The organism is Acinetobacter sp. A22, from assembly GCF_030913345.1.
Lineage (GTDB): Bacteria > Pseudomonadota > Gammaproteobacteria > Pseudomonadales > Moraxellaceae > Acinetobacter > Acinetobacter junii.
In genome coordinates this window covers 2,017,459-2,030,339 of the sequence record NZ_CP133162.1, presented here as the reverse complement: position 1 = coordinate 2,030,339, position 12,881 = coordinate 2,017,459, and the positions used below count along the sequence as shown (strand labels likewise).

Sequence of the window (12,881 nt, the reverse complement as noted above, 5' to 3'; positions counted from 1 at the left end):
ATAGATTGAATTGTGTGGATAATGCACAATATTTTCTAGTGCTGATATCGTTTAGGTAAATATACATGAGTTCTGCAGTGGTCGTTTCATCAGAAAATTTGGATGAAAAACAACAGTCTGTTTCTACATCTGTCGTCCAAGCTGCCGATAAAAAAGTAAATTTACTTGGCATGTCACGTACAGAATTAGAAGCCTTTTTTGAAGAATTAGGTGAAAAGAAGTTTCGCGCTGGTCAAGTGATGAAATGGATTCATCAATATTTTGTTACTGATTTTGCTGAGATGACCAATATCTCGGGCAAACTTCGCGAAAAATTAGAAAAAATTTGTGAAATCAAAGCTCCTGAAGTTGTACACCGTAATTATTCTAAAGATGGTACTCGTAAATGGGTTTTCCGTGTAGGAGATGGTGAGGGGTCTTTAGTTGAGACTGTACTCATTCCAGCAGAAGACAAAACGGGTGCGCGTAAAACACTTTGTATTTCATCTCAAGTTGGATGTGCGCTTGATTGTTCATTCTGTTCAACGGGTAAACAAGGTTTCCAACGTGACTTAACACCTGCTGAAATTATTGGTCAGCTTTGGATGGCAAATTATTCTTATATGGAAGATGTGCCTGTTGCTGAGCGTGAAAGAACTGTAACTAATGTCGTAATGATGGGTATGGGTGAACCATTACTCAATTATGATGCGGTGTTGAGTTCTATGCAGTTAATGCTAGATGATTTCGCTTATGGTATGTCTAAACGCCGTGTAACTTTATCGACCTCTGGAGTTGTACCGAAGATTGACCAACTTGCACAAGATATTGATGTTGCTTTGGCAATTTCTTTACATGCGCCAAATGATGAGTTACGTAACGAGTTAGTGCCAATTAATAAAAAATACCCATTAGCACAGTTAATCGCTGCTTGTCAGCGCTATTTAGCCAAAGATGGTAATGAAAGCGCACGTCGTCATGTCACGATTGAATATGTCATGCTTGAAGGTGTCAATGATCAGCCTGAGCATGCTCAACAATTATTAAAATTATTAAAAAATCTACCAAGTAAAATCAACCTGATTCCATTTAATCCATTTCCGCATGCACCATATGGTCGTTCAAGCAGAAATCGTATTATTGCATTCCAAAAAACTTTGTCTGATGCAGGATTTGTGTGTACGATTCGTCAGACACGTGGTGATGATATTGATGCAGCATGTGGTCAATTGGTTGGGCAAGTTGCAGACCGAACTCGCCGTGCAGAACAATGGAAAAAGAAAGTGGCGCAACGACAAGAAATATTGCGTACACAAGGATAATCTTAGGGGAAAAGCGTTGAATACAACTCGACTAAAAACGATTTTAGCTACTACTGTTGTGTTTACTGTATTAGGTTTGACTGCCTGCCAATCAACAACGTTAAGAAAAGATCCAGAAAAGGCAGTACAAGTCCGAACTCAACTCGCTGCTGAATATATTCGAACACGTGATTTGGATTCAGCGAAACGCTCCCTTGATCAAGCTTTAAAAATTGATCCACGTGATGCTACTGCCAATATGATGATGGGTGTTTTGTTGCAACAAGAAGGCAGCAAACCAAACATGGAGAAAGCAGAAGCTTATTTTAAGCGAGCAATCTCTTCAGAACCCGATAATGCCCAAGCTCGTAATAATTACGGTACATATTTGTATCAAATGCAACGTTATAATGAGGCGATTGAGCAATTTACCGTTGCAGGTGCGACGTTAGGTTACGAACAGCGTTACCAATCGTTGGAAAACTTGGGTCGAATCTATTTAAAACTGGGTGATGTTGCGAATGCTGAAAAATCATTCAAGCAAGCCTTACAAGCAAATCGAAATTCGACAATTTCAATGTTAGAGTTGTCCGAAATTTTCTATTTGCAACAAAATAATAGAGATGCATCGCAACTTTATGAACAATACGTTCGTAATGTCGGGCAGAAAAATCAAGGTGCTCGTGCACTTTGGATCGGTATACGCATTGCTCGAGCGAATGCGGATCAATTAGGAATGCAAGTATTAGTGAATCAAATGCGTGCTTTATTTCCTGATAGTCCAGAATATCAACGTTATTTGCAATTACAGTACAGTACTGAGGCCGTATGGAAATAAATCCAAATTCACATCAGCCAACTGGCTCAACCTCACCTTCGTCTACGTTAGGAAATATTCAACGACCAGGTGAGTATTTGCGTCAAATTCGTATTGCACAAAAGAAAGAACTTGAAGAGATTGCAAACGTTTTGAATATGCCTGTTAAAACGTTAACGGCATTAGAGCAAGATGATTATAAATCATTGCCAGAAGCAACTTTCATCAAAGGTTACTATCGTGCGTATGCCAAATGCTTAAATGCAGATGCCAGTGTGATCATTCAACGTTTTGATGAAATCTACGCAAACGATACAGGCTTAAAAGCAAATCATGCTTTGAATAACTCTCCAATTAAAATTATGGGGAAACTTTCAGGCTCTAAAAGTGTACGTAATCGTAAATGGCTAAAACGTTTATCGATTTTAGTTGCTGTACTTGTTTTGGGGTGGCTGGCTGTAATGGCTGTACAGAACTGGACCTCAAGTCAAAAAGATGAAGTTGATGTACCAAAAGTGACGAATTCAGATGTCGAAATTCTTCCAATGGGCAATACCGTAACTACATCAGGTGATCAGTTGGTGCTTGGTTTTAGTCGTCCAACATCAGTTCATATTGTTGATGCGACTGGTAAAGTATTGGCAACAGGTCGTCAATCATCTACATTGACACTCAGTGGTGAGTCACCATTCCAAATACGTTTGGATGATGCAACTGCTGTGTCATTGAGTTTAAACCAAGAGCAAATCTCCTTATCTCCATACACCGTTAATGGAAAAGCAGAATTCCGTTTGTCTCGTTAATGCCAATTAGAGTAGAGCTATACGATGATCGTGAACCCAATTAAGCGCCGCCCGACACGAAAAATTCGTGTTGGTTCGGTGTATGTCGGTGGTGATGCGCCGATCAGTGTTCAAAGTATGACAAATACAGAAACTTGTGATGTCGATGCCACAGTTGCACAAATTCAGCGTTGTGTAGATGCTGGTGCCGATATCATGCGTGTTTCAGTGCCATCTATGGAGGCTGCTGAAGCTTTCGGTGCGATTAGAAAACGCGTTTCGGTTCCTTTAGTTGCTGATATTCATTTTGACCATCGTATTGCTTTGGCTGTCGCGGATTATGGGGCAGATTGTCTTCGTATCAATCCAGGTAATATTGGCTCAGATCAAAAAGTGCGTGAAGTCGTTGCTGCTGCAAAACATCATGGCATTTCAATTCGTATCGGGGTGAATGCAGGTTCTTTAGAGAAAGATCTGCAAGTCAAATATGGCGAACCAACGGGTCAGGCATTGCTTGAGTCTGCGATGCGTCATATTGATATCTTAGATCGTTTAGACTTTCATGAATTTAAGGTTAGTGTAAAAGCATCGAATGTATTTTTAACTATGGATGCTTACCGTTTATTATCACAACAAATTGATAATCCTCTGCATCTTGGTGTGACTGAAGCAGGCATCTATCGTACTGGAACGGTGAAATCAGCAATTGCACTTGGTGGGTTACTGATGGAAGGCATCGGCGATACCATGCGTATCTCGCTAGCTGCAGAACCAGAAGATGAAATTAAAATTGGTTTTGATATTTTAAAATCATTAGGTTTACGTTCGAATGGTATTAATTTCATTGCGTGTCCAAGTTGTTCACGTCAAGAATTTAATGTTATTCAAGTGATGCAAGCATTGGAAGAGCGTTTGGAAGATATCCGCACACCAATGGATGTATCTGTGATTGGCTGTAAAGTCAACGGACCAGGGGAAGCTAAAGAAGCTGATATTGGTGTCGTTGGTGCGTCGCCGCGTTCACTTGTTTATCGCAATGGTGAAAAAAGCCATTTGATTGATACAAATCAGTTGGTTGATGAAATCGAGTCGATGGTTCGTCAACGTGTTCAAGAGCTTGAAGAAGCAAAATCTAAAGAAATTATTCGTAGTTCATCATGAGTTCAATTGTCGCTATTAAAGGTTTTAATGACACCCTTCCATCGCAAACAGCGGCATGGAGAAGTCTGGAACAACAACTTGCATCTTTGATGGATGCTTACGGTTATCAGCAAATTCGTTTACCTATTGTCGAGCAAACTGGTTTATTTAAGCGCGCGATTGGCGATGCAACGGATATCGTTGAAAAAGAAATGTATACCTTTTTTGATAAAGGTAATCCACCTGAATCATTAACCTTACGTCCTGAAGGTACTGCAGGTTGTGTGCGTGCAATGTTGGAACATAACTTACTTCGTGGGGCAACTCCACGTGTATGGTATGTCGGTCCAATGTTCCGCTATGAAAAACCACAAAAAGGTCGCTATCGTCAGTTCCACCAATTTGGTGTCGAAACTTTTGGTGTGGCGACACCAGATATTGATGCTGAAATCATCCTTATGACGGCGCGTTTGTGGAATCGTATGGGTGTCGCGGATAAAGTTCAACTTGAGTTAAACACTTTAGGCGAAACTGATGAGCGTACAGAATATCGTAATGCATTGGTTGCCTTTCTCAATGAGCATAAAGATGCATTAGATGAGGATTCACAGCGTCGTTTGACTACGAATCCGCTTCGTATCCTAGATTCTAAAATTGAATCGACACAAAAAATTCTAGAAAATGCACCGAAGCTACATGATTTCTTGAAAGAAGACTCATTAAACCATTTCAACCAATTACAGCAATATTTAACAGATGCTGGCATTCAGTTTGTTATTAATCAAAAGTTAGTACGTGGTTTAGACTACTACAACAAAACTGTATTTGAATGGACAACAACCATGTTGGGTTCACAAGGTACAGTATGTGCTGGTGGTCGTTATGATGGTCTAGTTGGACAACTCAAAGGTAAAGCAGATCAATCGGTTCCTGCAGTCGGCTTTGCGATGGGAATGGAGCGTTTGCTGCTTTTGCTTGAGCAAGTTGAACAAGCTAAACCAGTTCGTGATTGCGAAGTGTTCTTATTGGCTGAGCCTGCTTACCAAGCGAAAGCATTGGTATTGGCTGAACAAGTCCGTGATCAGTTAGAGGCAGTCAACAGTTCGATTCGTTTCAAAACGGGTTCTCAGGGCAGCATGAAAAGCCAAATGAAAAAAGCAGATCAATCTGGCGCGATCTATGCGGTGATTTTAGGTGAGCGTGAGTGGGAATCACAACAGCTTCTGGTTAAAGAGCTTGCGACAGGGGAACAATCTCAAGTTGCGGTCACTGAATTGACAGCATTTTTGCTCGAAAAATTTAAACAATAAATTGCACAATATTTAGGAAAAGGACAATCACATGAGCTTAAGTGATGAAGAACAACTCGACAGTTTAAAGTCGTTTGCCAAAAAATATGGTTCTGCCATGATTAGCGGAATTCTCATTGCCTTGATTGCCTTTTTTGGTTGGGAATATTGGCAAAAGAAGAATTTGGCTGAATCACAGAATCAAACAGCTAAAGTCCAAAAGCTCATGGACGAAGCTAAAGCGGTTGCGGGTCAACCCAATGCTTTTGCGACGGTATCAGAAGCTGCTGATAAGATTGTGAAAGATGATGCTGATTCAGTGCAAGCAATTCAGACGCAATTCATTTTGGCTAAGCTAGCATATGAAAAACAAGATTATGCTGCAGCTGAAAAAGCATTAAAGAAAGTCGAAAACTCAAAAGTTAAAGATGCAGGTTTAATGCAAATTGTGAAAATACGTTTAGCTGATTCGCAATTGGCACAGAAAAAATATGATGAGGCTCTAAAAACCTTATCTAATGTTTCTGAACCTGCTTTTAAAGCAACAGTAGATGAGTTGCGTGGCGATATTTATGTTGCTAAAAAAGATGTTGAATCTGCACGTAAGGCGTATCAAAGTGCATGGAATAATGTACTTGAACGTAAGCAAGAACGTCAGCTTTTACAAATTAAACTCGAAAGTGTTGGCGTTTTAGTAGATGATCCTGATTTTGAACGCCCAATCTTAGATACTAAAGTGGATGAGTCTTAATGCAGAATATACTAAAACTCCCTTTGGCAATTGCAGTTGCTTCAGCCTTATTGGTTGGATGTTCGAGCAACAAAGTTAAAGAAGCAAAACCGAATCCTTTGCCAAAAATACAGCAACAACAAAGTCTTAACCTTGTATTTTCGCAAAGTGTTTCTTCAACGAATGCTGCTGAAGCATTACGTTTGCAATTGGACACAGATAATGGTGTGATTTTTGCGATTGATCCAGACGGTCAGGTTTCTGCTTACAAAGGTAAAGATCGACTTTGGAAAAGTAAAATTACCAAACAAGAGCTAACTGCTGGCGTGGAAGCTGCTGAAGGCATTGTGATTATCGGCAACCGAAAAGGTCAATTATTTGCTCTTGATCAAATGACTGGCGAACAAAAATGGACAGCACAATTGTCTGGTGCCATTTTATCTCCATCATTAATCCAATCAGGGCGTGTGATTACGATTGCAAATGACGGTACTGTTTTTGCTCATGATGCAGTTACAGGGCAGCAAGTTTGGGCCTATAAATTACCAAATGTTCAATTCAGTTTACGTGGTCAACCAGCACCAGTGGCATTAGATGAGCGAACAGTTTTAGTCGCTTCTGCAAATGCTTATGTTTATGGCTTGGATGTAATTAGTGGAGTCCCACGTTTCCAACGCCGTGTTGCAATCAGTGAAGGGCGCTCAGACATCCAGCGTTTAATCGACATTGTTGGTGATCCTGTTGTTGCTGGTCAATATTTGGTTACAACAAGCTTCCAAGGTCAAGTCACTGTCACTGACTTAGCGACACAACGTGTGGTGTGGAGCGAGGATGCAAGTAGTACTAATCGTCCTGAAGTCGCAGAAGATAAAGTTTTCATCTCAACTGTTGATGGCAAATTAAATGCTTACAATTTAGCGACAGGTGAGTTGGTTTGGCAAAATGAAGAATTACTGAATCGCCAACTGAGTAACCCAGTTGTACTTGGTCAAAACCTTGTGGTTGGTGATCTAGATGGTGTTTTGCATTTGATTGATCCAGCGTCAGGTAAACTAGTTGGGCGTGCAAAAACCAGCGGTGAAGTGCAGTCCTTACGTGTCATCAATGACCAACTTTATGTGGCAACACGAAAAGGTGCATTAAGCATTTGGCAGAATCGTTAATTTTTCCTACGCTTGTGTTAAAATGCTTAATTAGCAGTTGCTAATAAAAGAATGATCGGGGTATTTGTGTATACAAAACCCCGAATTTTTATTGTGATTTTTTAAATCACCAAAATCTTCCATACTGTTTCTAGAATGCTGTCATCAACGATGGCTCGTCTGAATTAAGGTTAATTTATGAAACCCGTTATTGCGCTCATTGGTCGTCCAAACGTCGGAAAATCAACGCTATTTAACCAAATCACAAAAAGCCGTGATGCTTTGGTTGCTGACTTCGCTGGTTTAACTCGTGACCGCAAATATGGTGACGCGGTTTATCAAAACAAATCCTTTATTGTGGTTGATACAGGTGGTATCGGTGAAAATGAGGGTGGTATTGACTCTTACATGGCGGAGCAGTCAAAAACTGCGATCCATGAAGCTGATATTATTATCTTTGTAGTTGATGCGCGTGCTGGACTTTTAGCATCAGATGAGCAAATTGCCCGTGAACTACGTACATTGGGTAAAAAAGTTTACTTAGTTGCTAACAAAGTTGATGGTGTACATGCTGAAGCAGCCCTTGTTGAGTTTTATAAGCTCGGTATGGGTGAACCGATGCAAGTTGCTGCGAGTCATGGTCGTGGTGTTCAGCAAATGCTTGAAGAGGTATTAGCCGAAGTACCTGAAGATGAGAATCCAGAAGAGCATAATAAAAATACAGGTTTACGTTTAGCCATTATTGGTCGTCCTAACGTTGGTAAATCAACATTGGTCAACCGCTTACTTGGTGAAGAACGTGTAGTTGCATTTGACCAACCAGGTACGACACGTGACTCGATTTATATCCCATTTGAACGAGATGGTCGTCAATATACGTTGATTGATACTGCAGGGGTGCGTCGTAAAGGTAAGGTTGATGAAATGATTGAGAAATTCTCAATCGTAAAAACTTTGCAAGCAATGAAAGATGCACATGTAGTTGTCGTTGTAGTTGATGCTCGTGAAGGGATTGTTGAACAAGATTTACATTTGATCGGTTATGCGCTTGAAGCGGGTCGTGCGATGGTGATTGCCATCAATAAATGGGACAACATGACCGAGTACGATCGTAAGCAATGTAAACTCGATGTTGAACGTCGTTTCGATTTCATTCCTTGGGCAAAGATTCATTTGATCTCAGCTTTACACGGTACAGGTGTAGGCGAATTATACCCATCTATTCATCGTGCCTATGAATCTTCAAATCTGAAAGTATCACCAGCTAAATTAACGCAAATTCTAAATGATGCGACTGAAGCACATCAGCCGCCTTCAATTGGTGGTCGTCGTATCAAAATGCGTTATGCGCATATGGGTGGACAAAATCCACCAACGATTGTGATTCACGGGAATAAAGTGGATAAGACACCTGCGGATTACCGTCGCTATTTAGAAAACGTGTTTCGTAAGGTTTATAAACTGGAAGGCACCCCTGTAAAAATCGATTTTAAAACTTCTGAAAATCCATTCGAAGGGCGTAAGTCTCAAGTGGATGAGCGCGTTGCAGCACGTAAGCGTCGTTATATTCAGAAATTCAAAAAGGCTGAAAAGAAATTTAAGCGATAATTTTTTGAGTGTCATCAAAACCCAAATTTTAATTTGGGTTTTTTTTATCAATAAGGACATGATCGATGAGTCAGCGTAAGATTGAATTACATGTTCAAACGTTAGATAACATTTTAGATTTACAGCAAAGCGATTTTTCTGATTTTCGCTCATTTAATGATTATAAAAAACAACAGATTAAGCAGTTTCGTAATCAATTACTATCACAACATCTCGGATGTGATCTTAGTGATTTAGATTTTGCCAAACACGAGCATGGTAAACCTTATTTAACTTCTCATATGCTCAACTTTAACCATTCACATAGCAAAAAAAGCTATGTGTTAGGACTAAGTGATCAAATTCTGGATATTGGTGTTGATCTCGAGGAATTGGAACGCAAAGTGCGTTTTGATGCTTTTGCTAAACATGCTTTTCATCCCAAAGAATATGAAATTTGGCAACAGTTGGATGAAGATAGGGAGTACTGGTTTAAAGTTTGGACGACCAAAGAAGCTGTTTTAAAAGCTTCGGGTCTGGGTATCCGTTTGGATCTGAATACTCTGAATACAAATGTACATCCAGAACAGCAGGGAGGGATGTGTTCACATCCTTTAATTGGAACATTTGGTTATCAGAACTTTTCGTTGAATCAAAAAATTATATTGACTATAGCTTGGCGAGCTGAACTCTCTTGTAGAGGTTTCCAGTTTCCTGATATTCAGGTAATTCAACATGACTAAATACTAATTTAAAAATGATCACCTACAAAAAATGCCAGTGATAACACTGGCATTTTTAATCTGTATTTGTGGAAAACTTTAAGGAATATGATCTTCTTCAAATTCAGGTTTAACTTGAACAATAAAATCTTGACGGTTAAGACCACGCCATAATGCAAATGCTGTTCCGATATAAATCGATGAATAGGTACCAACGAATACACCGACAAACATGGCAACAGAGAATAAATGCAGACCATCACCACCAACAAACATCATTGCTAGAACTACAAGTAACAATGTCATTGAGGTATGAATGGTACGACGTAAAGTTTCTGTTAATGCGATATCAACAATTTCACGTGGTGTCGCACCGCGAATCTTACGGAAATTTTCACGAATACGGTCTGAGACAACGATGTTATCGTTAAGTGAGAAACCCATTACCGCAAGAATCGCTGCAAGTACGCTTAAATCAAATTGCCATTGGAATAAAGCAAATGTACCAATAATGATGATGATATCGTGGAATAACGATAATACAGCACCCATCGCAAGTTTGAATTCAAAGCGAATCGTCACGTAGATCAACATCAGAATCATCGCAAGCGCTAATGCACCCGCAGAGCGAATGTATAGCTCATTACCGACTTGACCGCCTACAGCATCAACTTTATGTACTTCAGCAGCATTGTTTGGTAACTGCACTGCTTTAGTAATCGTTTCACTTAGGTCTGCTACGTTTAAATCTTCTTGTACTGGCATACGTACAATTAGGTCAGTATTACTTCCTAAAGTTTGTACAACAGCATCTTTAAATCCAGCACGATCTAATGCTTGTGAAACTTGAGCAGGTTGAACTGCCTGAGCATAATTCAACTCAGCTGATACACCGCCTGTAAAGTCTAAACCGAGGTTTAGACCTTTCGTCGCAATAAAAAAGATACTTACGATGGTCAGCAAGATTGAGAAGATTGCAGCAGGTTTTGCTATCTTCATAAATGGGATGATTTTTGCATCATCAGGACGACCGTATTGTTTTGAGTCTTGTTGAGTCAGATCAGTCATATGAATCTCCTTAAATGCTCAACTTAGTCAAATTACGGCGTTTGCCATAAATGAGTTGTACGATCGCACGTGTTACTGTAATCGCAGTAAACATCGAACATACGATACCAATCATAAGCGTCACAGCGAAGCCTTTAATAGGGCCTGTACCGATAGCGAATAAGATAAATGCAACAATAAACGTCGTTAAGTTCGAGTCAAAAATAGTGTTATAGGCTCGATCATAACCCGCAACAATGGCTTGTTTTGGAGAGGCACCCCACAGCATTTCTTCTCGTATTCGTTCACAGATCAGAACGTTTGCATCGACAGCCATACCGATACCAATCACGATACCTGCAATACCAGGAAGGGTAAGGGAAGCACCTAACCAAGACATAACAGTAAGAATCATCGCAAGGTTAAATACCAGAGCGAAATTCGCAATTACACCAAACAAACGGAAGAATACCACCATCCAGATTGCAACAAGAATGAAACCAATCTGAGTCGATAATACACCTGCATCAATATTTTCTTGACCGAGGCTAGGACCAACCACACGTTCTTCCACGAAGTACATTGGCGCAGCCAAGGCACCTGCACGAAGCATCAACGCCAGTTCAGCCGCCTCCTGTGGAGAGTCAAGCCCCGTGATACGGAACTGTGAACCCAAAACGGCCTGAATAGTTGCGGCATTGATCACAACAGATTCAGTATACGGTGTGCGGACTTCTGTTTGAGTACCTGTAGCTGGATCAGTGACATAGCTAATTTTTTGTTTATTTTCAATAAACAATACAGCCATACGTTTGCCAACAGCATTACGTGTTGCATCTGCCATGAGCTTACCGCCAGCAGTGTCTAACGTAATATTAACTTCTGCACCACCAGAGTCTTGGCTAAAACCAGAACTTGCATTTTGAACGCGTTCACCTGTCAAAATACGGTTACGATTTAACAGAAGCTGTCGGCCACTATCCAGTGATTCATAGGCAAATAATTCCGTGCCTGGAGGAAGCGGCTGACCATTATATTTTCCTGTATATGGGTCAATATATTGATCATTACTATCAGCAACCAAACGGAATTCTAAGTTTGCTGTACGACCTAAGACACGTTTTGCTTCAGCAGTATCTTGAACGCCAGGTAACTCAACCACGATACGGTTGCTACCCTGAGTTTGTACCAATGCTTCAGCAACACCTAACTCGTTAATACGATTACGTAGGGTCGTTAAGTTTTGATTCACCGCGTAAGATTGAATTTCTTGACGACGAACATCTGTATAGTTGAGTTTTAGTAAAGCACCATCTGTACTTGCTAGTGCTTGCTGTGTGAACTCATTGCCATTTCGACGTAAGAAATCTGCTGCTGCATCACGGTCAGTTGTATTGGCAAACTGAACAGTAATGGTATTGTTATTCAGTGCTAAATTATTAAATTTGATTTTGTTGTCACGAAATTGACGACGCAGATCAGTTGCCGATGTTTCCATACGTTGGCTAATCGCTTTATCCATGTCGACTTCGAGCAAGAAGTGTACACCACCGCGTAAGTCCAAACCGAGTTTCATCGGTTTTGCACCAATCTTTTGCAACCATTCAGGTGTGGTTGGCGCAAGGTTAAGTGCAACCACGTAGTCTTCACCTAAATCACGACGTAGCACTTCTTTCGCTTTTAATTGAGCTTCTGAAGTGTCTAAACGTAATAATGCCGCATTGTTGGTGAAACTATTATCATGGCTACTGATGTTGGCAGCTTTCAGAATCTGCTCAGCTTTTTGCACAACCGTTTGATCAATTTGTGTCCCTGCTTTTGCACCAGAAATTTGGACAGCAGGTTCATCAGGATACAGACTTGGAAGTGCATATAACGTACTGATCACGAGAACGACGAGAATCAGTAAATATTTCCATGCAGGGTAACGCATTCGTTTTCTTCTTAAATGAAAAAGTCGTGCTGAGGCACGACTATTTTATGATTAAAGGTTATTTAGTGTGCCTTCAGGTAATACTGAAATGACACTTGCACGTTGGATTTTTACTTCTACGCCACGGCTTAACTCAACAACAGCGAAGTCACCATCAAGCTTCGTGATTTTCCCCATTAAACCACCAGCAAAAACGATTTCACTTCCTACACCTAAGCTTTCGATCAAAGAACGGTGTTCTTTCGCACGTTTAGCTTGAGGTCTCCAGATCAAGAAATAGAAGATTGCAATAAAAACAGCAATCATCAATAAGTTTGCCATTAAGCTTGGGCCTTGAGCTGCTGCAGGAGCAGCGTGAGCGGTAGAAATGAAAAAGCTCATTTTAATTTCCTAATAAAAGATAAAGCGAAAA

Annotated in this window: 12 protein-coding genes; 9 read left to right on the top strand and 3 right to left on the bottom strand. The window is 40.4% G+C overall.

Annotated features, from left to right (window positions below; all coding sequences use genetic code 11):
• Positions 1–65 precede the first annotated feature (65 nt).
• From rlmN to Q9Q86_RS09850, 9 genes are all read left to right on the top strand, one after another.
• Entirely contained in the window at positions 66–1,301 is a 1,236-nt protein-coding gene (gene rlmN / locus Q9Q86_RS09890; RefSeq protein ID WP_004950309.1) for a 23S rRNA (adenine(2503)-C(2))-methyltransferase RlmN, read from the top strand.
• Between the two features lie 16 nt (positions 1,302–1,317).
• Entirely contained in the window at positions 1,318–2,118 is an 801-nt protein-coding gene (pilW, locus tag Q9Q86_RS09885; protein ID WP_004908991.1) for a type IV pilus biogenesis/stability protein PilW, read from the top strand.
• Positions 2,109–2,900 carry a RodZ domain-containing protein gene (locus tag Q9Q86_RS09880; RefSeq protein ID WP_004950312.1) on the top strand — a complete coding sequence of 264 codons (792 nt, stop codon included), beginning with the start codon at positions 2,109–2,111 and terminating at the stop codon, positions 2,898–2,900. Before pilW ends, Q9Q86_RS09880 begins: the two co-directional genes overlap by 10 nt.
• 24 nt (positions 2,901–2,924) lie before the next feature.
• Positions 2,925–4,040, top strand: a complete 1,116-nt coding sequence (ispG, locus tag Q9Q86_RS09875) for a flavodoxin-dependent (E)-4-hydroxy-3-methylbut-2-enyl-diphosphate synthase (RefSeq protein WP_004908985.1) — start codon at positions 2,925–2,927, stop codon at positions 4,038–4,040.
• The gene (gene hisS / locus Q9Q86_RS09870) at positions 4,037–5,329 is read left to right on the top strand and encodes a histidine--tRNA ligase (protein ID WP_075696795.1); all 1,293 of its coding nucleotides are present in this window, start codon (positions 4,037–4,039) and stop codon (positions 5,327–5,329) included. Before ispG ends, hisS begins: the two co-directional genes overlap by 4 nt.
• Positions 5,330–5,360: 31 nt before the next feature.
• Positions 5,361–6,059, top strand: a complete 699-nt coding sequence (locus tag Q9Q86_RS09865; protein ID WP_004950316.1) for a tetratricopeptide repeat protein — start codon at positions 5,361–5,363, stop codon at positions 6,057–6,059.
• Positions 6,059–7,201, top strand: coding sequence for an outer membrane protein assembly factor BamB (bamB, locus tag Q9Q86_RS09860; RefSeq protein ID WP_004908980.1), 1,143 nt, complete (start codon positions 6,059–6,061; stop codon positions 7,199–7,201). The genes Q9Q86_RS09865 and bamB overlap by 1 nt, the downstream gene beginning before the upstream one ends.
• Positions 7,202–7,378: 177 nt before the next feature.
• Positions 7,379–8,788 (top strand): ribosome biogenesis GTPase Der, encoded by a 1,410-nt coding sequence (gene der, locus Q9Q86_RS09855; RefSeq protein WP_004908978.1) that lies wholly within the window; start codon positions 7,379–7,381, stop codon positions 8,786–8,788.
• 65 nt (positions 8,789–8,853) lie between these two features.
• The gene (locus Q9Q86_RS09850; protein WP_004908977.1) at positions 8,854–9,510 is read left to right on the top strand and encodes a 4'-phosphopantetheinyl transferase superfamily protein; all 657 of its coding nucleotides are present in this window, start codon (positions 8,854–8,856) and stop codon (positions 9,508–9,510) included.
• Between the two features lie 78 nt (positions 9,511–9,588).
• Here the strand turns inward: Q9Q86_RS09850 and secF are convergent, their stop codons facing one another.
• The 3 genes from secF to yajC are packed head-to-tail and all read right to left on the bottom strand — an operon-like array spanning position 9,589 to position 12,850.
• Positions 9,589–10,557 (bottom strand): protein translocase subunit SecF, encoded by a 969-nt coding sequence (gene secF, locus Q9Q86_RS09845; protein ID WP_004908975.1) that lies wholly within the window; start codon positions 10,555–10,557, stop codon positions 9,589–9,591.
• A gap of 10 nt (positions 10,558–10,567) precedes the next feature.
• Complete coding sequence (gene secD / locus Q9Q86_RS09840; protein WP_004964104.1) at positions 10,568–12,469, bottom strand: protein translocase subunit SecD; 1,902 nt, start codon at positions 12,467–12,469, stop codon at positions 10,568–10,570.
• Between the two features lie 51 nt (positions 12,470–12,520).
• Positions 12,521–12,850, bottom strand: a complete 330-nt coding sequence (yajC, locus tag Q9Q86_RS09835) for a preprotein translocase subunit YajC (RefSeq protein ID WP_004908970.1) — start codon at positions 12,848–12,850, stop codon at positions 12,521–12,523.
• Between the last annotated feature and the right edge of the window lie 31 nt (positions 12,851–12,881).

Excerpts from the sequence above, each read along its gene's own strand:
- rlmN (WP_004950309.1), top strand. The coding sequence starts at position 66 with ATGAGTTCTGCAGTGGTCGTTTCATCAGAAAATTTGGATGAAAAACAA.
- Q9Q86_RS09880 (WP_004950312.1), top strand. The coding sequence starts at position 2,109 with ATGGAAATAAATCCAAATTCACATCAGCCAACTGGCTCAACCTCACCT.
- ispG (WP_004908985.1), top strand. The coding sequence starts at position 2,925 with ATGATCGTGAACCCAATTAAGCGCCGCCCGACACGAAAAATTCGTGTT.
- hisS (WP_075696795.1), top strand. The coding sequence starts at position 4,037 with ATGAGTTCAATTGTCGCTATTAAAGGTTTTAATGACACCCTTCCATCG.
- Q9Q86_RS09865 (WP_004950316.1), top strand. The coding sequence starts at position 5,361 with ATGAGCTTAAGTGATGAAGAACAACTCGACAGTTTAAAGTCGTTTGCC.
- bamB (WP_004908980.1), top strand. The coding sequence starts at position 6,059 with ATGCAGAATATACTAAAACTCCCTTTGGCAATTGCAGTTGCTTCAGCC.
- der (WP_004908978.1), top strand. The coding sequence starts at position 7,379 with ATGAAACCCGTTATTGCGCTCATTGGTCGTCCAAACGTCGGAAAATCA.
- Q9Q86_RS09850 (WP_004908977.1), top strand. The coding sequence starts at position 8,854 with ATGAGTCAGCGTAAGATTGAATTACATGTTCAAACGTTAGATAACATT.
- secF (WP_004908975.1), bottom strand. The coding sequence starts at position 10,557 with ATGACTGATCTGACTCAACAAGACTCAAAACAATACGGTCGTCCTGAT.
- secD (WP_004964104.1), bottom strand. The coding sequence starts at position 12,469 with ATGCGTTACCCTGCATGGAAATATTTACTGATTCTCGTCGTTCTCGTG.
- yajC (WP_004908970.1), bottom strand. The coding sequence starts at position 12,850 with ATGAGCTTTTTCATTTCTACCGCTCACGCTGCTCCTGCAGCAGCTCAA.